18 protein-coding genes, 6 tRNA genes and 1 riboswitch are annotated in these 25,087 nt (G+C 69.4%); of the genes, 12 read left to right on the top strand and 12 right to left on the bottom strand.

The genetic code is table 11. The features are described from left to right. The first annotated feature begins 65 nt into the window (after positions 1-65). Positions 66-1,592 carry an amidophosphoribosyltransferase gene (gene purF / locus SAVERM_RS21355; RefSeq protein WP_037647620.1) on the top strand — a complete coding sequence of 509 codons (1,527 nt, stop codon included), beginning with the start codon at positions 66-68 and terminating at the stop codon, positions 1,590-1,592. A gap of 32 nt (positions 1,593-1,624) precedes the next feature. Continuing rightward, positions 1,625-2,719 carry a phosphoribosylformylglycinamidine cyclo-ligase gene (gene purM / locus SAVERM_RS21350; RefSeq protein WP_010985562.1) on the top strand — a complete coding sequence of 365 codons (1,095 nt, stop codon included), beginning with the start codon at positions 1,625-1,627 and terminating at the stop codon, positions 2,717-2,719. A 147-nt stretch (positions 2,720-2,866) separates the two neighbouring features. Here purM and SAVERM_RS21345 read toward each other — a convergent pair whose 3' ends face one another. Together SAVERM_RS21345 and SAVERM_RS21340 are read right to left on the bottom strand one after the other, a co-directional pair. After that, positions 2,867-3,118 (bottom strand): DUF3073 domain-containing protein, encoded by a 252-nt coding sequence (locus SAVERM_RS21345; protein ID WP_010985561.1) that lies wholly within the window; start codon positions 3,116-3,118, stop codon positions 2,867-2,869. Positions 3,119-3,417: 299 nt separating this feature from the next. After that, a complete protein-coding gene (locus SAVERM_RS21340) occupies positions 3,418-4,503 on the bottom strand; it encodes a Leu/Phe/Val dehydrogenase (protein WP_010985560.1) in 1,086 nt (361 codons plus the stop codon). 227 nt (positions 4,504-4,730) lie between these two features. Here SAVERM_RS21340 and SAVERM_RS21335 point away from each other — a divergent pair, with 227 nt between their 5' ends. After that, the gene (locus SAVERM_RS21335) at positions 4,731-5,576 is read left to right on the top strand and encodes a DUF8083 family protein (RefSeq protein WP_010985559.1); all 846 of its coding nucleotides are present in this window, start codon (positions 4,731-4,733) and stop codon (positions 5,574-5,576) included. 600 nt (positions 5,577-6,176) lie between these two features. Then, positions 6,177-6,383 carry a developmental transcriptional regulator BldC gene (gene bldC, locus SAVERM_RS21330; protein WP_003949541.1) on the top strand — a complete coding sequence of 69 codons (207 nt, stop codon included), beginning with the start codon at positions 6,177-6,179 and terminating at the stop codon, positions 6,381-6,383. 517 nt (positions 6,384-6,900) lie between these two features. On the opposite strand, the gene SAVERM_RS21325 is transcribed toward bldC, so the two are convergent. From SAVERM_RS21325 to SAVERM_RS21290, 8 genes are all read right to left on the bottom strand, one after another. Then, positions 6,901-7,092, bottom strand: a complete 192-nt coding sequence (locus SAVERM_RS21325) for a DUF6274 family protein (RefSeq protein WP_010985558.1) — start codon at positions 7,090-7,092, stop codon at positions 6,901-6,903. A 186-nt stretch (positions 7,093-7,278) separates the two neighbouring features. Further along, positions 7,279-7,353 (bottom strand) — tRNA-Asp (locus SAVERM_RS21320). Positions 7,354-7,447: 94 nt separating this feature from the next. After that, positions 7,448-11,425 (bottom strand): ATP-dependent RNA helicase HrpA, encoded by a 3,978-nt coding sequence (gene hrpA, locus SAVERM_RS21315; protein ID WP_010985557.1) that lies wholly within the window; start codon positions 11,423-11,425, stop codon positions 7,448-7,450. Positions 11,426-11,586: 161 nt separating this feature from the next. Continuing rightward, positions 11,587-11,910: a hypothetical protein gene (locus SAVERM_RS21310; RefSeq protein ID WP_010985556.1), complete on the bottom strand. Its 324-nt coding sequence runs from the start codon at positions 11,908-11,910 to the stop codon at positions 11,587-11,589. Positions 11,911-12,096: 186 nt separating this feature from the next. Then, positions 12,097-12,170: transfer RNA gene (locus SAVERM_RS21305), tRNA-Phe, on the bottom strand. Positions 12,171-12,194: 24 nt separating this feature from the next. After that, positions 12,195-12,269 (bottom strand) — tRNA-Asp (locus SAVERM_RS21300). A 47-nt stretch (positions 12,270-12,316) separates the two neighbouring features. After that, a tRNA-Glu gene (locus tag SAVERM_RS21295) sits at positions 12,317-12,389 on the bottom strand. A 149-nt stretch (positions 12,390-12,538) separates the two neighbouring features. Then, entirely contained in the window at positions 12,539-14,176 is a 1,638-nt protein-coding gene (locus SAVERM_RS21290; RefSeq protein ID WP_010985555.1) for a metallophosphoesterase family protein, read from the bottom strand. 111 nt (positions 14,177-14,287) lie between these two features. On the opposite strand from SAVERM_RS21290, the gene SAVERM_RS21285 reads away from it, so the two are divergent. From SAVERM_RS21285 to SAVERM_RS21265, 5 genes are all read left to right on the top strand, one after another. Further along, a complete protein-coding gene (locus tag SAVERM_RS21285) occupies positions 14,288-14,638 on the top strand; it encodes a metallopeptidase family protein (RefSeq protein WP_010985554.1) in 351 nt (116 codons plus the stop codon). Positions 14,639-15,798: 1,160 nt separating this feature from the next. Beyond that, positions 15,799-18,009, top strand: coding sequence for a DEAD/DEAH box helicase (locus SAVERM_RS21280; RefSeq protein ID WP_037647613.1), 2,211 nt, complete (start codon positions 15,799-15,801; stop codon positions 18,007-18,009). Positions 18,010-18,235: 226 nt separating this feature from the next. Beyond that, positions 18,236-19,771 carry an amino acid permease gene (locus SAVERM_RS21275; protein WP_010985551.1) on the top strand — a complete coding sequence of 512 codons (1,536 nt, stop codon included), beginning with the start codon at positions 18,236-18,238 and terminating at the stop codon, positions 19,769-19,771. Positions 19,772-19,914: 143 nt separating this feature from the next. Next, positions 19,915-19,987: transfer RNA gene (locus SAVERM_RS21270), tRNA-Lys, on the top strand. Between the two features lie 218 nt (positions 19,988-20,205). Beyond that, complete coding sequence (locus SAVERM_RS21265; RefSeq protein WP_037647610.1) at positions 20,206-20,520, top strand: hypothetical protein; 315 nt, start codon at positions 20,206-20,208, stop codon at positions 20,518-20,520. 107 nt (positions 20,521-20,627) lie between these two features. On the opposite strand, the gene SAVERM_RS21260 is transcribed toward SAVERM_RS21265, so the two are convergent. Together SAVERM_RS21260 and SAVERM_RS21255 are read right to left on the bottom strand one after the other, a co-directional pair. Next, the gene (locus SAVERM_RS21260) at positions 20,628-21,335 is read right to left on the bottom strand and encodes a GTP cyclohydrolase II (RefSeq protein WP_010985550.1); all 708 of its coding nucleotides are present in this window, start codon (positions 21,333-21,335) and stop codon (positions 20,628-20,630) included. A gap of 302 nt (positions 21,336-21,637) precedes the next feature. Further along, complete coding sequence (locus tag SAVERM_RS21255) at positions 21,638-22,138, bottom strand: MarR family winged helix-turn-helix transcriptional regulator (protein WP_010985549.1); 501 nt, start codon at positions 22,136-22,138, stop codon at positions 21,638-21,640. Positions 22,139-22,189: 51 nt separating this feature from the next. Here SAVERM_RS21255 and SAVERM_RS21250 point away from each other — a divergent pair, with 51 nt between their 5' ends. From SAVERM_RS21250 to SAVERM_RS21240, 3 genes are all read left to right on the top strand, one after another. Beyond that, on the top strand, positions 22,190-23,320 hold the full coding sequence (locus tag SAVERM_RS21250) for a dihydrofolate reductase family protein (protein ID WP_010985548.1): 1,131 nt from the start codon (positions 22,190-22,192) through the stop codon (positions 23,318-23,320). A gap of 112 nt (positions 23,321-23,432) precedes the next feature. Next, positions 23,433-23,506 (top strand) — tRNA-Met (locus SAVERM_RS21245). A 335-nt stretch (positions 23,507-23,841) separates the two neighbouring features. Continuing rightward, a riboswitch (cyclic di-AMP (ydaO/yuaA leader) is annotated at positions 23,842-23,999 on the top strand. 11 nt (positions 24,000-24,010) lie between these two features. Next, positions 24,011-25,054 carry a M23 family metallopeptidase gene (locus SAVERM_RS21240; RefSeq protein WP_010985547.1) on the top strand — a complete coding sequence of 348 codons (1,044 nt, stop codon included), beginning with the start codon at positions 24,011-24,013 and terminating at the stop codon, positions 25,052-25,054. Positions 25,055-25,087: the final 33 nt, after the last annotated feature.

Here is a 25,087-nt window from a genome sequence, read left to right as displayed (position 1 = left end):
CGGACAACTGGTTGCAGAACGCACCGGATTCGGAACGGTGCACGATCTCGCCTACACTCGGTGGCGTGCCACGTGGTGACGGTCGACTCAATCATGATCTGCTCCCCGGTGAGAAAGGCCCCCAGGACGCTTGTGGCGTCTTCGGTGTCTGGGCTCCGGGCGAAGAGGTCGCCAAGCTCACTTACTTCGGGCTCTACGCCCTCCAGCATCGGGGCCAGGAATCCGCGGGTATCGCGGTCAGCAATGGCTCCCAGATCCTCGTCTTCAAGGACATGGGTCTCGTGTCCCAGGTCTTCGACGAGACCTCTCTCGGTTCGCTCCAGGGTCATATCGCGGTCGGTCACGCCCGCTACTCGACCACCGGTGCCTCCGTCTGGGAGAACGCCCAGCCGACGTTCCGCGCCACCGCGCACGGTTCGATCGCGCTCGGGCACAACGGCAACCTGGTCAACACGGCGCAGCTCGCCGAGATGGTCGCCGACCTCCCCAAGGAGAACGGGCGCTCCCCGAAGGTCGCGGCCACCAACGACACGGACCTCGTCACCGCGCTCCTCGCGGGCCAGCGGGACGACGAGGGCCAGCCGCTGACCATCGAGGAGGCGGCCGCCAAGGTCCTCCCGCAGGTCCAGGGCGCCTTCAGCCTCGTCTTCATGAACGAGCACACCCTCTACGCGGCCCGCGACCCGCAGGGCATCCGCCCGTTGGTCCTCGGCCGCCTCGAGCGCGGCTGGGTCATCGCCTCGGAGTCCGCCGCCCTCGACATCTGCGGCGCCAGCTACGTCCGCGAGATCGAGCCGGGCGAGTTCGTCGCCATCGACGAGAACGGCCTTCGCAGCTCCCGATTCGCGGAAGCGAAGCCCAAGGGCTGTGTCTTCGAGTACGTGTACCTGGCCCGTCCCGACACGGACATCGCCGGCCGCAACGTGTACCTCAGCCGGGTCGAGATGGGCCGTCGCCTCGCCAAGGAGGCGCCCGCCGAGGCCGACCTGGTGATAGCGACGCCGGAGTCCGGCACCCCCGCCGCGATCGGTTACGCGGAGGCCTCCGGCATTCCGTTCGGCGCCGGCCTGGTGAAGAACGCGTATGTCGGCCGGACCTTCATCCAGCCCTCGCAGACGATCCGCCAGCTCGGCATCCGCCTCAAGCTGAACCCGCTCAAGGAAGTCATCAAGGGCAAGCGCCTGGTCGTCGTCGACGACTCGATCGTGCGCGGCAACACCCAGCGCGCGCTGGTGCGGATGCTCCGCGAAGCGGGTGCGGCGGAAGTCCACATCCGGATTTCCTCGCCCCCCGTGAAGTGGCCCTGCTTCTTCGGCATCGACTTCGCCACCCGTGCCGAGCTGATCGCCAACGGCATGACGATCGAGGAGATCGGTACCTCGCTGGGCGCCGACTCCCTCTCGTACATCTCCATCGACGGCATGATCGAGGCGACCACGATCGCCAAGCCCAACCTCTGCCGGGCCTGCTTCGACGGCGAGTACCCGATGGATCTCCCCGACCCCGAACTGCTGGGCAAGCAGCTTCTGGAGACCGAGCTGGCGGCGGGTCCCGCCGCCACGGCCGCGGCCGACGCGATCCGTCGCCCCTGAGGCCCCCTCACCAACCCGAAAGATCCCAGGCAATGTCTGCTGTTTTCGATCAGGGGACTCCGTCCCCTGGCACCGGTGCCAGCTACGCGTCCGCGGGCGTCGACATCGAAGCGGGTGACCGCGCCGTAGAGCTGATGAAGGAGTGGGTGAAGAAGACCCAGCGCCCCGAGGTCCTCGGCGGCCTCGGCGGCTTCGCCGGTCTCTTCGACGCCTCCGCCCTCAAGCGCTTCGAGCGCCCGCTGCTCGCGTCCGCCACCGACGGCGTGGGCACGAAGGTGGACCTCGCCCGGCAGCTCGGTGTGTACGACACCATCGGGCACGACCTCGTCGCGATGGTCATGGACGACATCGTGGTGTGCGGCGCCGAGCCGCTCTTCATGACCGACTACATCTGCGTCGGCAAGGTTCACCCCGAGCGTGTCGCCGCCATCGTGAAGGGCATCGCCGAGGGCTGTGTGCTCGCGGGCTGCGCCCTGGTGGGCGGCGAGACGGCCGAGCACCCCGGCCTCCTCGGTCCGGACGACTTCGACGTCGCGGGCGCGGGTACGGGCGTCGTGGAGGCCGACCGCCTGCTCGGCGCGGATCGTATCCGTAAGGGTGACGCGGTGATCGCCATGGCGGCCTCCGGGCTTCACTCGAACGGGTACTCACTCGTCCGGCATGTCCTCTTCGAGCGGGCGAAGCTGAGCCTGGACCAGCACATCGAGGAGTTCGGCCGCACGCTCGGCGAGGAGCTCCTGGAACCCACCAAGATCTACTCGCTGGACTGCCTGGCGCTGACCCGCACCACCGAGGTGCACGCCTTCTCGCACATCACCGGTGGCGGCCTCGCGGCCAACCTGGCCCGGGTCGTCCCGGACGGCCTGCACGCCGTCGTCGACCGCGAGACCTGGACCCCGGACCCGGTCTTCGACCTGGTCGGCAGGACCGGCGACGTCGAGCGCCTGGAGCTGGAGAAGACGCTGAACATGGGCGTCGGCATGATCGCGATCCTCCCCGAGGAGTCCACGGACGTCGCGCTCGCCACCCTCGCGGACCGCGGTGTGAACGCCTGGGTCGCCGGTGAGATCACCGACCGCGGCGACCACGAGACGGGCGCGGCGCTCATCGGCTCGTACGCGAACTGACGCGCGAACCGCAGCGCCGGCGGAAAAAGGCGCCGCGAAGCAAGGCAGGAAGCAGTCACGAAGCAGGGCAGCACGAAACCCGGTCCGGCGCAGAGGCCCCGGACCGGGTGAGGTGCAGTCGCTATGAGAACTGCGAAGGCCGCGCGGTCAAGCGCCGCGGCGTTGCGACGTGGGACCGGACTCGTCGTCCTCGTCCTCGTCGTCGTTGTAAAGATCCGCGTACTGAGCGTACGGGTCGTCTTCTTCGTCGTCGTCCTCGAACGGCTCGCCGTTCGGCGGCTGGCTCGAAGTCGAAGCGCCCAGCTCATTGGCCAGACGCGAGAGGTCAGTCCCGCCGCTGCTGTACTTCAGCTGGCGGGCGACCTTCGTCTGCTTGGCCTTTGCCCGGCCGCGCCCCATGGCTCGACCCCCTCAGATACGGGGCTCGACGGCCCCAGAGTCTTGACACGCGTTCATGATCTGGAACGGGCTCTCCGTGGAGAGACCGGTCCGTAGGGCTTCCACGGTACCTGAGCCCACGCCCATACGGTACGTCGCCCGCAGCACGTGCCGATGCCCAGAACCCGCGAGGTGCCCTTTCCCCGCTGGTCAACCGCGATTTTAACCTCTTCTTGGCGCCCGACCCGCCGACCGACGTGAGAGTTCTCTCCCCGCGCCCGTCGGCGAGTCCCTGACAAGGGCGTACCGGCGGCCCGCGATCAGCCCCGGCGGGCCTCCGCCATGCGCTGCTCGGCAATCCGGTCGGCCGCGGCGGCCGGCGGAATGCCGTCTTCCTTCGCACGTGCGAATATGGCCAGCGTGGTGTCGAAGATCTTCGCGGCCTTCGCCTTGCACCGGTCGAAGTCGAAGCCGTGCAGCTCGTCGGCGACCTGGATGACCCCGCCCGCGTTCACCACGTAGTCCGGCGCGTAGAGGATCCCGCGGTCGGCGAGGTCCTTCTCGACGCCCGTGTGGGCGAGCTGGTTGTTGGCCGCGCCGCACACGATCTTCGCGGTGAGCACCGTGACGGAGTCGTCGTTCAGGGCCCCGCCGAGCGCGCACGGGGCGTAGATGTCGAGCCCGTCCACCCGGATCAGCGCGTCGGTGTCCGCGACGGCCGTGACGCCCGTCGGGTGCTGGTCGAGGATCCGCTGTACGGAGTCGGTCCGCACGTCCGTGATCACGACCTCCGCGCCGTCGTCCAGCAGGTGCCGCACCAGGTGGCGGCCGACCTTGCCGACGCCCGCGATGCCCACCTTGCGGCCGCGCAGCGTCGGGTCGCCCCACAGGTGCTGGGCGGAGGCCCGCATGCCCTGGAAGACACCGAAGGCGGTCAGCACGGAGGAGTCGCCCGCGCCGCCGTTCTCCGGGGAGCGCCCGGTCGTCCAGCGGCACTCGCGCGCCACGACGTCCATGTCGGCGACGTACGTACCGACGTCGCACGCGGTGACGTACCGCCCGCCGAGCGAGGCCACGAACCGGCCGTAGGCCAGCAGCAGCTCCTCGGTCTTGATCCGCTCGGGGTCACCGATGATGACGGCCTTGCCGCCGCCGTGGTCGAGGCCGGCCATGGCGTTCTTGTACGACATCCCGCGCGCGAGGTTCAGCGCGTCGGCGACGGCCTCCTCCTCGCTCGCGTACGGGTAGAAGCGCGTACCGCCGAGGGCGGGGCCCAGGGCGGTGGAGTGGATGGCGATGACGGCCTTGAGACCAGTGGCCCGGTCCTGGCAGAGCACGACTTGCTCATGCCCCCCCTGGTCCGAGCGGAACAGGGTGTGCAGGACGCCGTCGGATACATCGGTCACGGTGGTGACTCCCAGGTAGCGGCGGTTGAAGGGGTGAGTCCCGTACGGGTGGCGGGCCTCGTGGCACGAGGGTAGAGCGTGTATGCGCCTGCCAACCGCGCCGTGCTCAGGATCACCCTCCTCCGGAGTACGTCCGGGCGGGACGTGGGACGATTTGCAGCGGTTTCCCGCTCCCTCGGCCAGGGAGCGGACGGTTTCGTGCCGGGTCCGTGGGGGAGGGAGCAGGCGTGCCCAAGAAGGTGTCCTCGGTGATCGTCCCGTACGCGTCGTACCTGCGCGTGTACGAGCCGCTGGCGGCCTTCCCGGAGCCGGAGCGCGGCCACTGGGCGCGCTACGCGCGGCGTCGGGAGCGCCCCTCCTACCAGGACGAGCTGCGGCGGTCCCTGGCCGACCTGCTGCCCACCCCACCCATCCCGGTGCCCGTCCACGAGAGCGGTGACGCGTTCGTCCTCGACGTCGAGGGCGTGGTCTGCGTCTGCCCCTGGCGCACCCGGCTGCGCGGCTGGCAGGCCCTGGGGGAGCTGGCGGAGGAGTTTCCGGCACCGGTCCTCGACGCGGTTCTGCCGCCGCTCGTACGCCGTCAGGCCGCCCAGGACTACGAGCGCTGGCTGGCCCGCAACCCCGACGCACGGCCGTGGATCCGCACGTCGACCTGGCAGGTGCCGCTGAACTGGTTCGTCCTGGTCTCCGACGAGGAGCGGAAGTACGAGAAGGGGGCGGGCGAGGTGCCGCCGGTGCTGCGCTACCGGACGCCGATGGTGCAGGCGCGGCGGCGGGTGGCGCGGGGCCTGAGGACCCTCAAGGACACGATCGACGAGGGTCCGCTCATCGACGGTCTGCTGGACGTCGGCCGGTGGCTGGAGGAGTTCCACCCGCGCTCACTGGTCGAGCTGGACTACGGGGGGCTCGTGCATGTCCTGCCGGCCGGGCACCTCGACGGGGACCACTCGGCGGCGGACGTCGCGGCGGGCATCGAGGCGCTGCGCATCGGGGACGGGGCCGCGGCGGGCGAGGCGTACGGCCGGCTGGTGGAGCGCTGGCGGTCGGTACGGGACCGGCGCTCGGCGAACTGAGCCGGGCGGGTGACGTGTGACCCACGGCCGGGGTGCGGCCTGCCCGTGACGGGTGGCGTGTGACGTGTGCGCCGGAATTCTACGAATCGTGACCTCTGAGCCATGGTGAAGTCGCAACCCTTGGCCCATGGTTGACGTACCGAAGTTTCGGTGGGGTGGGACGTAGGTCCCGATCCGGGCTTTTGTCCCAAGCGTGACGGAACGCACTTACGTGGGTCTTGCCTCGTAGGCCCCTCCTCATGCCAAAATAGGACAAGGAGTCCGGGGGAAGCTCCCTCTGCCTACTTATGGGTGGAATCTCAGCATTGCACGCTATGGGGGGTCTTAGGACTCCTGATCGCCCTGTGACTGATCGTCACAGTGGCGTGACTGTCCGCTATGGCATGGTCCATCGGCTTCCGTCGCTGATGAACACCTGGGAGGGCAATTCCATCGGTTTGGCCTACGCGGCTGGACGGATGGTGTAGTTGTAGTGCCGAGGACAAGCCGTTCGTCCTATAACCGACTCGACTCGCGTCCGCCATTTCGGGCAACGCGGGTCAAGGTGCAGAATTTAGAGGAAAGAACCGAGAAGGTTCGGTTCTCCCGAGGAGGCCGCTCATGACCGCTCGCACCCCTGATGCCGAGCCGCTGCTGACCCCGGCTGAGGTCGCCACCATGTTCCGTGTCGACCCCAAGACGGTCACGCGGTGGGCGAAGGCCGGAAAGCTCACTTCGATCCGCACGCTCGGCGGGCACCGCCGCTACCGCGAAGCAGAGGTCCGCGCACTGCTCGCGGGCATCCCGCAGCAGCGCAGCGAGGCCTGAACAACTGAATAACGGGGCATTTCACCAGGTCCCCCAACCTGGTGCGACGCCCGACCAAAGCTCCAAGCGACGCGGGTTCTGCCCCAACAGGGCCCACGCCCGACCCAGTTACACAAGCGACAAGGGTGCGTCGTCGATCGCGCTGGACTCCGCCGGGTCCAGCGCGATTTTTTTTGTGCCCTGATGACGGACTGGCAGGACGTCCTGTGAGCGGGCTTGTCGGAGTCTGGGGAGGGGTGTCGGATCTGTTGTGGGGACACCCCGGAGGGCGGTGCAATTGCACATATTAAATTGACCTGTTGTAGGTGAGGTGTAAGTTCCGCACTTTCCAAAACTTATGCGGTGACTCCCGTCACACGCCGCAGTCCTTGTTGCGTCCTGCTGATCTGCGCTAAAGGAGCGTACGTCTGGGGGGCGTACGTTCACGGAGGCGCGCGGACGCACGCGATCGGGCGTGCGGGTGTGCGGGCGGGTGTGCGGGCTTCTGTGGCCCGACTGGGGCGCGTACGGGCGTCGATCACGCCTTGGAGAGGATCTCCTCCTCGGCGGCCGTCTCGGGGCCGTCCTCGCCGTTCGGGGCGGGTTCCATGGCCAGCCGCAGGAGTTGGCGGCAGATCGGGCAGTGCCGGGTCAGATGGCGGTACCCGGAAGCGGCCGACAGATGGGCGCGGAGCAGGGCTCGCGTCTCGTGCCTAGCGGACACCGCCATGTGTCACCTCCAGCGGCCCCACGAGGGTCGAGGGCCCTGGTTTCTGAAGTACCGGCGGAATGTGACGCCGTCAAGACGCGGCGCCGGCCCGGGAAGCGGCGGGGCGGGCCGGGAAGCGGCGGGGCGGAGTGGCGGCATGAGAAGGGCCCCGCATCCGTTCCGGATGCGGGGCCCGACTGATCAATGCGGTCCTGACGGGATTTGAACCCGCGGCCTCCACCTTGACAGGGTGGCGAGCACTCCAAACTGCTCCACAGGACCAGGTTTCGCGGCGCTTATTCGTGCGTTGCGCTGCGAGAAGAGACTCTACAGGAGGGTGAGCCCCGGGTCGAACTCACCCACCGTACCGGGGACGTTACGGGGCCGCCGCGTCGATCGCCTTCACGATGCGCTTGTCCGAGACCGGGTACGCCGTGCCCAGCGCGTGCGCGAAGTAGCTCACCCGGAGCTCCTCGATCATCCAGCGGATGTCCAGGACCGACGAAGGGATCGGACGGCCCTGCGGCAGTTGCTCGAGCAGCCACGCGTACTCGTCCTGCATCTCGTGGACCTTCTCCATACGGCTGGTGTCCCGCTGGACGCCCGTCGGCATCTGCTGCAACCGGCGGTCGGCCGCCACCAGGTAGCGCATGAGGTCCGGAAGGCGCCGCAGCCCCGTCGCCGTGACGAACCCCGGCTTCACGAGCGCGTCCAGCTGCGTGCGTACGTCCGTCAGGTTCGCCAGCAGCGTGGGACTCCGTACGCCCTTCAGACGGCGCTCACAGGCCTGCCAGGCGGCGAGCACCTGCTGCACCTGGTTGACCGTGCGCACCGTCGTGTCGACGATCTCCGCACGCACCTTGTCGTACAGCTTCCGGTACGACTCCTCGTCCCAGGCCGGACCTCCGAAGTCACCGATCAGCTTGTCCGCCGCCGCCATCGCGCAGTCGTCGAACAGGGCCTGGACCGAGCCGTGCGGGTTGGCCGACAGCGCCAGCTTCTGCGCGTTCGTCAGCTTGTCCGACGCGAACTTCGCCGGGTTGACCGGGATGTTGCGGAGGATCAGCCGGCGCGTGCCCTTCCACATGGCTTGCGCCTGCTCGGCCTCCGTGTCGAAGAGACGGACGGAGACCGTGTTCGTCGTCGGTCCGTCGTCGACCAGGGCCGGGTACGCCTTCACCGGCTGGCCGGCGCGGCGGGTCTCGAAGACGCGGGTGAGGGAGCCGATCGTCCAGTCCGTCAGGCCCGTGCGCTCCAGCGACTCCCCGCCCGTGCGCTCCGCCGTCGCCGCGGCGGCCTGCGAGATCGCCTGGCGCGCCTTCGGCTTCAGCCGCAGCTTCAGCGCCTCGAGATCCTTGTCCTCGGCCAGCTTGCGGCGCCGCTCGTCGATGATCCGGAAGGTGATCTTCAGGTGGTCGGGGAGCCTGCTCCAGTCGAAGTCGTCGGCCGTGAGCGGCACGCCGACCATGCGCTTCAGCTCGCGCGCCAGCGTGAGCGTGAGCGGTTCCTGGAGGGGGGCCGCCCGGTCGAGGAAGGCCTTCGCGAAGTCCGGGGCCGGGACGTAGTTCCGGCGGATCGGCTTCGGAAGGGAGCGGATCAGCTCCGTCACGACCTCCCCCCGCAGCCCCGGGATCTGCCAGTCGAAGCCCTCGTCCGTGACCTGGTTGAGGACCTGGAGCGGGACGTGGACGGTGACGCCGTCGGCGTCCGCGCCCGGCTCGAACTGGTACGTGACCTTGAACTTGAGCCGTCCCTGGCGCCACGAGTCGGGATAGTCGTCCTTGCTGACGTCCCCGGCGCGCTCATTGATGAGCATCGAGCGTTCGAAGTCGAGAAGCTCGGGCTCCTCATGGCGCTTGTGCTTCCACCAGGAGTCGAAGTGCGCCCCGGACACCACGTGTTCGGGCACCCGCTGGTCGTAGAAGTCGAACAGCGTCTCGTCGTCGACCAGGATGTCCCGGCGGCGGGCGCGGTGCTCCAGCTCCTCGACCTCGGTGAGGAGCTTGCGGTTGTCGGCGAAGAACTTGTGGTGTGTACGCCAGTCGCCCTCGACGAGCGCGTTGCGAATGAACAGCTCGCGGGACGCCTCCGGGTCGATCCGCCCGTAGTTGACCTTGCGCTGGGCGATGATCGGCACGCCGTACAGCGTGACCTTCTCGTACGCCATCACCGCCGCCTGGTCCTTCTCCCAGTGCGGCTCGCTGTACGTGCGCTTGAGGAGATGGCCGGCCAGCGGCTCGACCCACTCGGGCTCGATCTTCGCGTTGACCCGCGCCCACAGGCGCGACGTCTCGACCAGCTCGGCGGACATCACGAAACGCGGGGGCTTCTTGAAGAGGGCCGAGCCGGGGAAGATCGCGAACTTGGCGTTACGGGCGCCCACGTACTCGTTCTTGCCGGTGCTTCTCCCGCTCTCCCCTCCGGTCTCCTTCACGTCCTTCATGCCGATGTGGGAGAGGAGTCCGGCGAGGAGGGAGATGTGGACGTGCTGCTCGGGCGCGTCGTCCTCGTTCAGATGGATGCCCATCTGCTTGGCGACGGTCCGCAGCTGCGAGTAGATGTCCTGCCACTCACGGATCCGCAGGAAGTTCAGGTACTCCTGCTTGCACATACGCCGGAAGGAGGACGAGCCGCGCTCCTTCTGCTGCTCGCGTACGTACCGCCAGAGGTTGAGGTACGCGAGGAAGTCGGACGTCTCGTCCTTGAAGCGGGCGTGCTGCTGGTCGGCCTGGGCCTGCTTGTCGGCGGGGCGCTCGCGCGGATCCTGGATGGAGAGCGCGGCGGCGATCACCATGACCTCGCGCACACAGCCGTTCTTGTCGGCCTCCAGGACCATGCGGGCAAGGCGCGGGTCCACCGGCAGCTGGGCGAGCTTGCGGCCGGTCTCCGTGAGCCGCTTGCGTACGTCCTTCTCCGTCGGGTCCAGCGCGCCCAGTTCCTGGAGGAGTTGGACGCCGTCGCGGATGTTGCGGTGGTCCGGCGGATCGATGAACGGGAACTTCTCGATGTCGCCGAGCCCGGCCGCGGTCATCTGGAGGATGACGGAGGCGAGGTTCGTACGGAGGATCTCGGCGTCCGTGAACTCCGGGCGGGCGAGGAAGTCGTCCTCGCTGTAGAGGCGGATGCAGATGCCGTCGGACGTACGGCCGCAGCGGCCCTTGCGCTGGTTGGCGCTGGCCTGGGAGATCGCTTCGATGGGCAGCCGCTGCACCTTCGTACGGTGGCTGTAGCGGGAGATGCGGGCGGTGCCCGGGTCGATGACGTACTTGATGCCCGGGACGGTGAGCGAGGTCTCGGCGACGTTGGTCGCCAGAACGATCCTGCGGCCGGTGTGCGGCTGGAAGACGCGGTGCTGCTCGGCATGCGAGAGGCGGGCGTACAGGGGCAGTACCTCGGTGAACCGGTAGTTCTTCTTCGTCAGCGCGTCGGCGGTGTCCCGGATCTCCCGCTCACCGGAGAGGAAGACGAGGATGTCGCCCTTGCCCTCCGCCGCCAGCTCCTCGACGGCCTCCGTGATCGCGGTGATCTGGTCGCGGTCGGCGTCGTCGCCGTCCTCTTCGAGCAGCGGGCGATAACGCACCTCCACGGGGTACGTACGTCCGCTGACCTCGACGATCGGCGCCTCGCCGAAGTGCCGGGAGAAGCGCTCCGGGTCGATGGTCGCGGAGGTGATGACGACCTTGAGGTCGGGCCGCTTGGGGAGGAGCTGGGCGAGGTAGCCGAGCAGGAAGTCGATGTTGAGGGACCGCTCGTGGGCCTCGTCGATGATGATCGTGTCGTACGCGCGCAGCTCGCGGTCCGTCTGGATCTCGGCGAGCAGGATGCCGTCCGTCATGAGCTTGATGAAGGTCGAGTCCTGGTTCACCTGGTCGGTGAAGCGGACCTTCCAGCCGACGGCCTCGCCGAGCGGGGTGTCCAGCTCATCGGCGACGCGCTCGGCGACCGTGCGGGCGGCGATCCGTCTCGGCTGGGTGTGCCCGATCATGCCGCGGACCCCACGTCCGAGCTCGAGACAGATCTTGGGGATCTGGGTCGTCTTCCCGGACCCGGTCTCGCCGGCGACGATCACGACCTGGTGGTCGCGAATGGCGTCGGCGATCGCGTCCTTCTTCTGGCTGACCGGGAGCTGCTCCGGGTACGTGATCCCGGGCAGGCGGCCGCGGCGCTCGGCCATCCGCTGCTCGCCCTTGGCGACCTCCGCCTCGATCTCGGCGAGTACGGCGGCGCGGGCCTCGGGCTTGCGGATCTTGCGCGCGCCTTCGAGCCTGCGCCCGAGCCGGTGCGCGTCGCGCAGGGACAGCTCGGCCAGACGGGGGGCGAGGACGCCGAGAACGGGGGCAGGATGCGTAGACATACGCGGTCCAGGATCTCACCTCGGCGAAATGACTGGCGAACGCTTTTGTGCGTGGCGGCGGAGGCGGGGCTGAGCTGCGGGTTTGTGCGCGGGCCGGGCGGCTGGGGTGGGGTCGGTGCGTGGGCGGGGGTCCGTTGCGGCTCCGCGCGTGACGTGGGCGCTCAGCTGCCGGCTGTCTGGGAGGGGAGCTGGGGCTGCTGGGGGCGGTCGCGCCGGGTGGCCTCGGTCTGGGCGAGGGACTTGGCGGTGTTCGAGACGGCCTTGATGCCCAGGTAGGCGGTCGTCATGCTGCTGACCGCGGTGAAGGAGGCGGTCAGTACGCCGACGATCACCGACTTGTCGCCGTCCAGTTGCCACACGCCGACGACGGTGACCACCACGATCGCCAGGTTGCTGAGGACGACGGCGAGCAGGCCGTACCGCGCGCGTGCCCGCTCCAGGTCGCTGTCCTCGCCGGACCGCGGCCCGCCCTGACCCTTCGACATGGTTCCCCCGCCCCGTTCCCCCGCCACTGCCTCGGCCAGCCAGAAGGTAGCGCCGGACCCGGGCGCTGCCAAGTCGAACGGATGAGGTGGTCGAACGGATGAGGCGTCGAACGAACGAGGTCGAGGTGTCGAACGGATGAGGGCACGACGAAGGCCCCGTCCTGCTGGACGGGGCCTTCGGGGTTGTGGCTGGGGCCGGGGTCGAACCGGCGACCTATCGCTTTTCAGGCGATCGCTCGTACCAACTGAGCTACCCAGCCACGAGGTCTCCGGAGAAACCTCAGCGGTCCTGACGGGATTTGAACCCGCGGCCTCCACCTTGACAGGGTGGCGAGCACTCCAAACTGCTCCACAGGACCAAGCTGTTGCGTACGACGCGTAAAACAGTGTCGCACACGGTGTTGCGTGCCCCCAACGGGATTCGAACCCGTGCTACCGCCTTGAAAGGGCGGCGTCCTAGGCCGCTAGACGATGAGGGCTATCGGCCCGCCTGGGCGCTTCTCAGCGCGTCGGGGACGTGAGAAGCATATGGGATGGGGGGAGGGATCGCCAAAACGGTTTACCGGGGGCCTGTGGAGGGCCACATTCGTGGCCACGGGCGGGGGCGTCGGCGCGGTCACCGGCGTGGTCACCGGCCACTCGGCGTGCGGGTGGGGGAGCCGGTCGCCCCGGGGGTGTTCTCCTTCGGCAGGTGGCGGCTGACCTCCGCCGTCGTCAGGCCCAGACCGCCGAGTTTGATCTCGTCCCAGGCCTGGAGGCGACGGGTGTCCCGGTCCAAGTACAGGATCGAGGCCTCGATGGGGTCCGGGTACTTGCCCTCGACCGCGCGCAGTCCGCTGCCGCCCGTCGACCCCTCGACCCGCAGGCGCGTGCCGTACTTCATGACCTCCATCGACGCGTGGTGCAGATGCCCCGCCAGGGCCAGCGGCACCTCGCCGTCCGTCCCGCGGGCCGCCGCCGGCTCGTGCGCGACGGCGATGTCGACCGGGGTGCCCGCCGTCCGCTGGTCGCTGACGGCCGCCGCCAGTCGCGCCCCCGCCAGCTCCTCCGCCGGGTCGCCCGCCGCCTTGATGGCGCGGTCGGGGGTGAACTGCGGGTCGCCGATGCCGGCGAAGCGCAGCCCGGCCACCGTGACCGCCCGGCCGTCGTCCAGGACGTGCACGTTCTTCATGCGCTCGAGATAGCGCTGGGTGGCGTGCGAGTCGTGGTTGCCGCGGACCCAGACGTACGGGGCTCCCAGGTCCGCGATCGGGTCCAGGAAGCCGTTCTCGGCCGCGGTGCCGTGGTCCATGGTGTCGCCGGAGTCGACGATGACGTTGACGTCGTACTGCTGCACCAGCGACGCGATGATCTTCCAGCTCGCCGGGTTGAGGTGGATGTCGGAGACGTGCAGGACGCGGATGGTGGTCGGGTCCGGCCGGTATGCGGGGAGCGTGGACGTGACGTCGTAGAGCTTCGTCACGTTGGTCACCAGGCGCGCCAACTCCTTCTGGTAGACGTCGAATTCGGTGACGATGCTGCGGGCGTCGCCGACCAGGGAGGGGGCCGAGGAGAGCAGTCCGGAGAACTTCGGTTCCAGGACCGACTTGGGGTTCCAGGTGGCGTAGGCGGTGGCTCCACAGGCGGCGAGGAGGCTGAGGGCCAGGCCGCCGGCCGCGAGGGCCCGGCGGGGGCGGCGGTAGACGGCGAGGCCGAGCGCCGTGGCGCCGGAGACGACCGCGGCGCAGGAGCGTACGGCCAGGTCGAGGGTGCCGTGTTCGACGTCCTGGGTGATCTCGTCCTGGAGGCCGGAGATCCGTTCGGGGTGGTCGACCAGGGCCTGGGCGCGCACCGGGTCGAGCTGGTCGACGTTCACGTCGAGGCGGACGGGGGCCTCGTGGCTGTGCAGCTCCAGGGCGCCGAGCGGGGACACGTTGATCTTCGTGCCGCCGGTGAGGGAGGGGCGCAGGGTCATCGTGGTGTTCATGGGGCCGACCGGGGCCCGTACGTTGCCGACGACCAGCAGGCCGAGCCAGGCGCCCAGGAGGACGACGGCGACGAGGCCGAGGGCCCGGGTCCAGGGGTGGGGCTGGGGGGTGAGCTCCGTGACCGGTCGCGGTTGCGCCCGGCGCGCGCGGTAGTAGCGGGCCAGGGCGCCGGGGGTCTTTCCCGTGCGGCGCAGGGCGCGGTGCAGCGTGCGGCGGAGCGCGGTGGTCGTGGCGGTGGTCGTGACAGTGCCCTCGGTGGTGGTCTCGGCGGTGCTCTTGGCGGCGGGGACGCGGGCCATTGGTCCCGTCTGCCCACGTACCGGGGCGGATATGCGGTGTCGCCACGGGTGCGCCGCCGTGGGTGCCGGTTCCGGCCGCCGTTGCGGGGTGTCGTACCTGACAATGGCCGTGTGCTGGAGATGACGCGCGAGGAGTTCGAGGAACTGGTTGCCGAGGCGCTGGACCGGATCCCGCCGGAGCTGACGCGGCTGATGGACAACGTGGCGGTGTTCGTCGAGGACGAGCCCGACCCGTCCGACCCCCAGCTGCTCGGGCTGTACGAGGGGACTCCGCTGACGGAGCGCGGGGAGTGGTACGCGGGGGTGCTGCCGGACCGGATCACGATCTACCGGGGGCCGACGCTGCGGATGTGCGAGACGCGGGAGGACGTGGTCGCGGAGACCGAGGTGACGGTGGTGCACGAGATCGCCCATCACTTCGGGATCGACGACGAGCGGCTGCATGCGCTGGGGTACGGGTGAGGTTCGGCTTCCCGCGTCCTGGGCGGGTGCGGGTGCGGCCCGGCTTCCTGCGTCGGGTGCGGGTACGGGTGTAGGCGCGGTCGGGTGCGTCCGCTTCCCGGGTGCGGGTGGCTTCGCCGGTGCCGTCGGGTCGTAGGGCGCGCGTGTCTTCTTGTGGGCGCTGGGAGTTGGGCAGGGGGACTTCTCGATCCCGCCGTCGGAGGTGGCTGCCCGTGCGCGCCTTGTACGTACCTGTTCGTCTGGTTGCCACGGTCATGGCCATCGTTGCGGCCGCCGGCTGCATGAGCGTGGGGGACGACGGGGCCAAGCCCGGGGCGTCGCACTCGGCGGGACGGCACGGTGGTGAGGCGCCGGACGGGAGGGCGGCGGGCAGCGGTGGACATGGCGGGTTTCCCGGGGGGCGGGGCGCGCACGGCGGGTCGCCCAAGCCGGGGAAGTCCGTGTCGGGTTCGGCTTCGCCGGACGCGTCGGCATCCGGGCGGGCGAAGCCGTCCGCCAAGGCCACGTCGAAGGACGGCAAGGGCGGCACGGGCGGGGCGGGGGGTCCGGCGGGCGGGGGCGAGCAGCCTGAGCCCTCGAAGGGGGAGCCGAGTCCTACGCATACGACGGAGGAGCCGACGCCGAGCGCGGAGCCGTCGTCTCCCGATCCGACCACGGCGGAGCCGTCGTCGTCGGCACATGAGCAGAGCACGTAGTCGGTGGAGCGGGAGCGGGAGCGGGAGCTGGTGCCGGAGGCGTTTGCGTGCGTGGCGTGTGTGACGTGCGTGACGACGGGGGCGGTGGGGGACAGCGGGTGACGGTGGGACGGTGTGGTGGGAAACACGGCCCCTTGCGTCGGTCGGCCCGTGTGGGGTGTCCTCGTTGCGGGTGGGCGTGCCGGTGTCCGTTCGCAAGGGCGTGGTGCCCTCCGCGTGTCGGTTCCTGGCCTCCGCGCAGGTTGCGCACCCGTCCCCACCTGCACTTTCGTGACCGGTTTGCCTCCGGAGGGGGAGGGTGCGTATGGTGGTAGATCGTTTGATCCCATTTGCCCGGCGCCAACGCAGAGAGCGCCGCGTGGCGCGTACTCTCCCTTGCCGTGGCCGGACCGCATAGAGGCGGTCGTTTGCGACTTCACGGAGTTTGGGCGCGTGCCGAAGAACTCCGGAAGGTTCGCATTTCGCATGTCTGTTTCCAGTACTGATCACATCGTCGTGCCCGAGAACAACGAGGGCGACACCAACGAGGGCGTCCAGGCCATCGAGACCGTCGAGATCGTTGAGACCGTGGAGTCCGCTCCCGAGCTCACCTTCGGCGACCTGGGCCTGCCCGAGGGCGTCGTCCGCAAGCTCGCGCAGAACGGTGTGACCGCCCCCTTCCCGATCCAGGCGGCGACCATCCCGGACGCCCTGGCCGGCAAGGACATCCTCGGCCGCGGCCGCACCGGCTCCGGCAAGACCCTCTCCTTCGGTCTGCCGACCCTGGCGCGACTCGCCGGCGGCCACACCGACAAGAAGAAGCCGCGCGCCGTCATCCTCACCCCGACCCGTGAGCTCGCGATGCAGGTCGCGGACGCGCTTCAGCCGTACGGCGACGTCCTCGGCCTGAAGATGAAGGTCGTCTGCGGCGGTACGTCGATGGGCAACCAGATCTACGCCCTGGAGCGCGGCGTCGACGTCCTCGTCGCCACCCCGGGCCGACTGCGCGACATCATCAACCGCGGTGCCTGCTCGCTCGCGAACGTCGAGGTCGCCGTCCTCGACGAGGCCGACCAGATGTCCGACCTGGGCTTCCTGCCCGAGGTCACCGAACTGTTCGACCAGATCCCGGCCGGCGGTCAGCGCATGCTGTTCTCGGCCACCATGGAGAACGAGATCTCCACGCTGGTCAAGCGCTACCTGACCAACCCGGTCACGCACGAGGTCGACAGCGCCCAGGGCAACGTCACGACGATGTCGCACCACATCCTCGTCGTGAAGCCCAAGGACAAGGCGCCGGTCACCGCCGCGATCGCCTCCCGCAAGGGCCGCACGATCATCTTCGTCCGTACGCAGCTCGGCGCCGACCGTATCGCCGAGCAGCTGCGCGACGCCGGTGTGAAGGCCGACGCGCTGCACGGCGGCATGACCCAGGGCGCGCGGACGCGGACGCTGGCCGACTTCAAGGACGGCTACGTCAACGCGCTCGTCGCGACCGATGTCGCCGCCCGCGGTATCCACGTCGACGGCATCGACCTGGTCCTGAACGTGGACCCGGCCGGCGACCACAAGGACTACCTGCACCGCTCCGGCCGTACCGCTCGCGCGGGCCGCTCCGGCACCGTCGTGTCGCTGTCCCTGCCGCACCAGCGCCGCCAGATCTTCCGGCTGATGGAGGACGCGGGCGTCGACGCCGCGCGTCACATCATCAACTCCGGTACGGCCTTCGAGCCCGAGGTCGCCGAGATCACCGGCGCCCGCTCGATGACCGAGGTCCAGGCCCAGTCCGCGGGCGACGCCGCCCAGCAGGCCGAGCGTGAGGTCACGCAGCTCACGAAGGAGCTGGAGCGCGCGCAGCGTCGTGCGGCCGAGCTGCGCGGTGAGGCCGACCGTCTGGTCGCCCGTGCCGCGCGCGAGCGGGGCGAGGACCCGGAGGCGGCCGTCGCCGCGGCCGCCGAGGCCGTCGCCGAGCAGGCCGTCGTGGCCCAGGCTCCGGCCGAGGCCCCGGTCTCCGAGCAGCCCGCCGAGCGTCCCGCGTACGAGCAGTCGCGTCAGCGTCGTGACGAGCGGGGCAACTACGAGCGCCGTGACGACCGCGGTGGCCGTTCCTTCGAGCGTCGTGACGACCGGGGCGGCTTCAACCGCGACCGTCGTGACAACGACCGTGGTGGGTTCCGTCGTGACGACCGTCGCGATGACCGTGGTGGCCGTTCTTTCGAGCGTCGTGACGACCGCGGTGGCTTCAACCGTGACGACCGTGGTGGCTTCAACCGCGACCGCCGTGACGACCGCGGTGGCCGTTCCTTCGAGCGTCGTGACGACCGCGGTGGTGCCGGCCGTGACGACCGGGGTGGCTTCAACCGCGACCGCCGTGACGACCGCGGCGGCGCCGGCCGTGACGACCGTGGCGGCCGTTCCTTCGAGCGTCGTGACAACGACCGTGGTGGGTTCCGTCGGGACAACGACCGCGGCGGCCGTACCTTCGAGCGTCGTGACGAGCGTGGCGGCCACCGTGGCAGCGACCGTCCCTTCAACCGTGACCGTCAGGACAACCGCCCCTCCAGCGGTGCCCGCTCCGGCAGCCACGACCGTCCGTACGCCCGTCGTGACGACCACCGTGGCACCACCGGCACGGGAACCAGCACCGGTTCCTTCGGCCGCCGCGACGACAAGCCGCGCTGGAAGCGCAACGGCTGACGCCGGCTGAAGCAGTGAAGCGACGTGGCCCCCACCCGGTTCGGGTGGGGGCCACGTCGGTTTTCGCCCACGGGGGCGTCGCGCGGGAAACGCGTCCAGGGGACCTCGCACGGGAAATACGGGGTCGTCGCGCGGGAAGATCGCCACGGGCCGACCGGGCGTAAGGACCCTTTTTGGCCAATCGGTTGGCGCATGTCATGCCCCCGACGAGGGAATCGCTGGGGGCATGACAGATGACGCCATGGCGAGTGGGCTGTCGGACGAAGAACGGCTTGCCCAGCTCGGCTACACGCAGGTTCTCGCCCGCCGCATGTCGGCGTTCTCCAACTACGCGGTCTCCTTCACGATCATCTCGGTCCTGTCGGGCTGTCTGACGCTGTATCTGTTCGGCATGAACACCGGCGGTCCCGCCGTGATCACCTGGGGGTGGGTCGCGGTCGGACTGATGACGCTGTTCGTCGGCCTGTCCATGGCCGAGATCTGTTCGGCCTATCCGACCTCCGCCGGCCTGTACTTCTGGGCGCACCGGCTCGCGCCGGCCAAGAACGCGGCGGCCTGGGCCTGGTTCACGGGCTGGTTCAACGTGCTCGGGCAGGTCGCGGTGACCGCCGGCATCGACTTCGGCGCCGCGTCGTTCCTCGGCGCCTACCTGAACCTCCAGTTCGACTTCGAGGTCACCCCGGGCCGGACGATCCTGCTGTTCGCCGGGATCCTGGTGCTGCACGGGCTGCTGAACACCTTCGGGGTCCGGATCGTCGCCCTCCTCAACAGTGTCAGCGTGTGGTGGCACGTCCTGGGCGTCGGAGTCATCGTGGGCGCACTCGCCTTCGTGCCCGACCACCACCAGTCGGCGTCCTTCGTGTTCACCGAGTTCGTCGACAACACCGGATGGGGCAGCGGGCCGTACGTCGTTCTCATCGGCCTGCTCATGGCGCAGTACACCTTCACCGGGTACGACGCCTCCGCGCACATGACGGAGGAGACCCGGGACGCGGCGACGGCGGGCCCGAAGGGCATCGTGCAGTCGATCTGGACGTCGTGGATCGCGGGGTTCGTGCTGCTGCTCGGCTTCACCTTCGCCATCCAGTCCTACGACAAGGAGCTGAACTCGCCGACGGGTGCCCCGCCCGCCCAGATCCTCCTCGACGCGCTCGGGGCGACGGCCGGGAAGCTGCTGCTGCTCGTGGTGATCGGCGCGCAGCTGTTCTGCGGGATGGCGTCCGTGACCGCCAACAGCCGTATGATCTACGCCTTTTCGCGTGACGGGGCGCTGCCCCTCTCGCACGTCTGGCACACGGTGAGCCCGCGGACCCGGACACCGGTCGCGGCGGTGTGGCTGGCCGCGCTCTCGGCCCTGGTGCTGGGTCTGCCGTATCTGATCAACTACACGGCCTACGCGGCCGTGACGTCGATCGCCGTCATCGGGCTCTATGTCGCGTACGTCATCCCGACGCTGCTGCGGCTGCGCAAGGGGGCGGCGTTCGAACGGGGGCCCTGGCACCTGGGCCGCTGGTCCCGGCTGATCGGGATCGTCTCGGTGATCTGGGTCGGGGTGATCACGGTCCTGTTCATGCTGCCGCAGGTCTCGCCGGTCACCTGGGAGACCTTCAACTACGCACCGGTGGCGGTGCTCGTCGTGCTGGGCTTCGCCGCGGCGTGGTGGGTGGCGTCGGCCCGGCACTGGTTCCTCAACCCCGAGCACGAACGGACCATCGCCCGGGAGACGGCGCGCGCGGGGGCGCCGGAACCGGTCGATCCGTAACGCTCCTCGCAACTCTCCCCGCCCGTTTTGGTCTTTGACCTCCGCCCGTTCCGGTCATCGGCGCGGCCGGGTCACCGATACCCGATCGGAGTCCCGGCCGCGGCGGGCTATGCTCGGGGATGCATCGGCGCGAGCCGCTGTGTGGACCCTTAGCTCAATTGGCAGAGCAGTGGACTTTTAATCCATTGGTTGTGGGTTCGAGTCCCACAGGGTCTACCGCGAAGCCCCCAGCTCAGAGGCAATCTGAGGTGGGGGCTTCAGGTTTTTCGGGGCTGGGTGACCGTTGGCCGGCCGCGAGGAGCGGTCGGCCTGATGGCCGGGCGGGGCATCCATGGGGTGCATGGGCTCCTGACGTACCGCAAGTTGCAAGGTCCATCTGGGTGATTAGAGTGGAAATCACCTGTATGTGACCTATGTGGCTAAGGGGAACGGTCATGAACGCCAGCCTTTGGAAGCGACCCGTCGTCCTGAGCTCGGCCCTCGTCCTCGCTTTTGCCCCGATCGGCCTCCAGCAGGCTTCGGCGGCCGCGCCGAGCGAGACCCACGCGAGTGCGTCCACAGCCCCTTCCAACCGAAACGACTACAGGGAGGGCTACCGGGACGGCTTCCGGGACGGCTGGGGCGACGCCAGGGACAACTGCCACCGGAACAGGAACAGTCACCAGAGCTTCAGCAACGATGACTACACCCGTGGCTACGGCGATGGCTTCAGCTCCGGTTATTCCAGGGCCGAACGGCGGTACTGCTGAGCCTGCCGAAGGATCAACGGGTGAGGCGCGGACGGGTGTTCCGCGGCTCGGCACGTGAGTGACGCCGGCTCAAGCGCTTACCGGCAGGCTGCCCGCAGCACGTGTGCTCAGCCTGCCGTCAGTTCCGTCATCTCCGTCAGGCCCGTCCGTTCGGTGAGCTTCGCCAGTCCGGCCCGCTCCGCGCGCTCGGTGAGCTCCGTCAGTTCCGTCAGCGGCAGTGTGTGCTGGGTGTGGACGACCTTGGCGCGCAGATAGCGGACGTTCTGGGCGGTGGTGAAGACGCCCGTCGGGACGCGGTCGGTGACCGTGAGGCCCAGGTCGCGCAGTTGGCCCGCCTTGTCGGGGTTGTTGGAGAGCAGGTCGAGGGCGTCGATGCCGAGGGCGCCGAGCATCTGCGCGGCCGCCGTGTAGTCGCGGCCGTCCTCGGGCAGGCCGAGGGCCGCGTTCGCCTCGTACGTGTCCAGGCCCTGGTCCTGGAGGGCGTACGCGTCGAGCTTGTTGTAGAGGCCGATGCCCCGGCCTTCCTGGCGGAGGTAGAGCAGGACACCGCCGCGGTCGGCTATCCGCTCCACCGCCTCGCGCAGCTGCGGGCCGCAGTCGCAGCGGGCCGAGCCGAAGACGTCTCCGGTCAGGCATTCGGAGTGCAGTCGCACCAATGGGTTCGGGCCGGGCTCGCCGAGTACGACGGCCACGTGTTCCTGGCCGTCGGCCAGGCCGTGGAAGGTCACCAGTTCGCCGGTGACCGTGTAGCCGTCGCCGAAACGCAGCGGGACGGTGACGCGGGTGCGCACGGTGGCGCTCGGAAGATCACGCATGTCGGTCGGCTTTCTCGGTCGGGCGGGTGGCTGGTGTACGGGGGCGCCGACGGGTTGTGCGTGAGGTGGGTGCGCGCCCCATCGTGCTTCAGATTTGAAGCACATCGTGGGACCGAGACTCTAGCTCGTGCTTAAAAGTTCAAGCAACCCGATTGGGAAGAACGCCCGATTGGGAAGAACGCCCGATTGGGAAGAACGCCCGATTGGGAAGAACGCCCGATTGGGAAGAACGCCCGATTGGGAAGAACGCCCGATTGGGAAGAACGCTCGATGGGGGAGAACGGGGGGAGCGGTTGCGCCGTCTATGAACGCCGCCGCCACGGCAGCTCGTCGCACGCCGGCCGCCGCTCGTCCCCCTGGATCGTCCGCGCGATGGCCGCACAGATCGTCTCCAGCTGTTCCACCTGCTCCGGAGTGAGGTGGTCGAAGACCGAGGCGGCGACCGTCTCGACGTGGCCCGGCGCCGTACGCTCCAGGACGGCCATTCCCGCGTCCGTCAGCGCCGCGATGCTGCCCCGCCGGTCCGAGGGGCAGCCCTCGCGGCATACGGAGCCGTCCTTCTCCAGACGGGTCACCGCGTACGTCAGCCGACTGCGGGTGATCTTCAGCTTCTCGGCGAGGTCGGTCATGCGCAGACGGCGGTCGGGTGCCTCGGAGAGGTTGGCCAGGATGGAGTAATAGAGGTGCGGCAGGCCGGCCTCCTGCTGGAGCTGCCGGTCGATCGCGTCCTCCAGGAGCGACGAGGCGGCGAGGTAGGCGCGCCAGGCGCGTTGTTCCTCGGGGGTGAGCCAGCGGGTCGTCATGCCGTCAGTGTAGTTATTGTTTAAAACTTGAACCGTATGGAGAGCACACACATGCCCCACCCCTACGTCCTGTTGTCCGCCGCTGTCTCCCTCGACGGATTCCTGGACGACACCGGCCCCGACCGGCTGCTGCTGTCCGGGCCGGCCGACTTCGACCGGGTCGACGAGGTGCGGGCGGCCAGCGACGCGATCCTGGTCGGTGCCGGCACCCTGCGCACCGACAACCCACGGCTGCTGGTGAACTCGGCGGAGCGGCGCGCGGCCCGGGTCGCCGAGGGGCTCCCGGAGTATCCGCTGAAGGTGACGGTCACCGCGTCCGGTGACCTGGACCCGGACGCGCAGTTCTGGCACACCGGCGGCGAGAAGGCCGTGTACACGACGGACAAGGGCGCGGAGCGGCTGCGCGAGCTGGGGATCGCCGCCGATGTGGTCGCCGTGGGTGCCGAACTGGAGTGGCGGGCGGTCCTCGACCACCTGGGGAGGGTGAAGGGCGTACGGCGGCTGATGGTCGAGGGCGGCGGCCGCGTCCACACGCAGCTGCTCCAGCAGGGGCTCGCGGACGAACTCCAGCTCGCCGTCGCGCCGCTGTTCGTCGGACAGGCGCAGGCGCCGCGGATGTTCGGGTCCGGCGGGTATCCGCCCGGCCGGATGCGGCTCGTGGAGACACGGCCGGTGGGGGACGTCGTCCTCATGCGGTACGTCCCCACGGCACCGGGCACCGGGAGGCTCGCCACCGCCGCCGACCGGCACTGGCTGGCGCTCGCCTGCGAACTGGCGGACCGGTGTCCGCCGTCCCGGACCGCGTTCAGCGTGGGGGCGGTGATCGTCGCGGCCGACGGTACGGAGCTGGCGCGCGGCCACTCCCGGGAGGGCGGCGACCCGGTGGTCCACGCGGAGGAGGCCGCGCTGGCGAAGCTCGACGCCGAGGATCCCCGGCTGGCCGGCGCCACGGTCTACAGCAGCCTGGAGCCGTGCGCCCGCCGGACCTCACGGCCGCGGCCCTGCGCCCGCCTGATCCTCGACGCGGGCGTACGCCGGGTCGTCACGGCGTGGCGCGAGCCGGACACGTTCGTGGCGGCGGCGGACGGGAGCGGGGTTCTTGTGGCGGAGGGGGCGGATGTGGTCGTCCTTCCGGAGTACGAGGCCAGGGCGACGGCACCCAATCGGCACCTGCTCGGCTGACCCCGCCCCCGGCCGGGATCGGCGGTCGCCCAAGGGAAACCAGTGGTGAAGGCCCGTGGGCGTGAACCCGTGTGCTTCCTGTCCCGCGGATGGCGTACACTGGTTTCAACGACGCGGGGTGGAGCAGCTCGGTAGCTCGCTGGGCTCATAACCCAGAGGTCGCAGGTTCAAATCCTGTCCCCGCTACTGAAGGCCGAGGGCCGGAATCCAATGGATTCCGGCCCTCAGTCGTGTACCCCGGCATCCGTACGACGCCGTTTGCCCCGGCATCCGTACGGCGTTCTCGCTCATTGTCACCAGGTGTGAGCGAAGGGTGTCGCTCCGCGGAGCGGCTGACGCACCGTCAAAACCTGTGGGGTTCCTGAGGTGCGATCAACTCGCCCGTTTTTCACCGGTCATGACCCGTAAGTCCAGGCCAAAAGTAGTTAACGATCAGTAAGAAGCGCTTGGAATACCACGCCCGTGTCTATTAACGTTCGATAACGCAGCGCGGTTGTCCCAGCCGTCACCAGAGATGGCTCCGTGCGCGTGTGCCGAATCCTGCAAGGGAACCGGGGAACCATCAACTTGGGGTGAATCACGCGGATGCCGCCGTGGCAACACGGCAGGTATACGCGCGTAGGAGACCTTCCTGCTCCGAACCCGTCAGCTAACCCGGTAGGCCAGAAGGAAGGAAAGGAGCGCGCCCACGTGGCGTCCAACCGGCCTGCCCAGCAAACCTCGTTCGCACCGAGTGAGAAGTCGTACGAGTCGGAGACCTTCGGTTTCCGGGGTGACGAGGGCCCCTGGGAGGAGTGGAATCCCACCGCGGAGTCCATTCGCCCCGTGCGCGGCCGGCACCGCGTCGCCAAGCAGCGCGGCGGCGGACTCGCGCGCAGCTCCACCGTTCTGGGCGTCGGCGTCATCGCCGCCGTCGGCGCGGGCGGCATGGCCACCGCGCAGACCGGCAAGCCGCCCGTCTCCATATCGATGCCCGACCTGTCGTCGGTCACCGAATCGGCCAAGGCCTTCGTAGGCGCCGAATCCAGCACCCCCAAGGGCTCGTCCACCCCGCTCACCAGCGCGGGCCTGACCACCGCCGACACGGTCGCGGGCAGCGCGGACGCCGGTGAGGCCCTGCGCGCCCGCATCATCCAGCAGGCCGAGTCGCAGCAGGACCAGGTCGACCAGGCGGCCGCACGCGCCGCCGAGACCGCCGCCGCCAAGAAGGCCGCCGACGCCGCCGCCAAGGCACAGGACGACGCCAAGGCCAAGGAAGCCGCCGCGAAGAAGAAGGCGGAGGACGAGATCGAGGCGGAGAAGGAGGCCGCGCGGCTGACCCAGCTCGCCAAGAGCTACTCGCTGCCGACCTCCTCGTACACGCTGACCTCGCGCTTCGGTGACTCCGGCTCCATGTGGTCCTCCGGCTACCACACCGGCCTCGACTTCGCCGCTCCCACCGGCACGCTCATCAAGGCGATCCACAGCGGCACCATCACGGAGGCGGGCTGGGCCGGCTCGTACGGCTACCGCACCATCCTCACCCTCGACGACGGCACCGAGCTGTGGTTCTGCCACCAGTCCTCGATCAGCGCCAGCGTGGGGCAGAAGGTGGCCACGGGCGACGTCATCGGGCGCGTGGGCGCGACCGGCAACGTGACCGGGCCGCATCTGCACCTGGAGGTGCACCCCGGCGGCAACGCCACCGGGATCGACCCGACGGCCTGGCTCCAGAGCAAGGGGCTCAACCCGTAGGGCACCACCATCGGGAGTCCGGGAGTCCGGGAG

This window comes from Streptomyces avermitilis MA-4680 = NBRC 14893, assembly GCF_000009765.2.
Taxonomy (GTDB): Bacteria; Actinomycetota; Actinomycetes; order Streptomycetales; family Streptomycetaceae; genus Streptomyces; species Streptomyces avermitilis.
The sequence above is the reverse complement of the archived record's forward strand: the minus strand, read 5'-3'. Positions and strand labels throughout refer to the sequence as shown.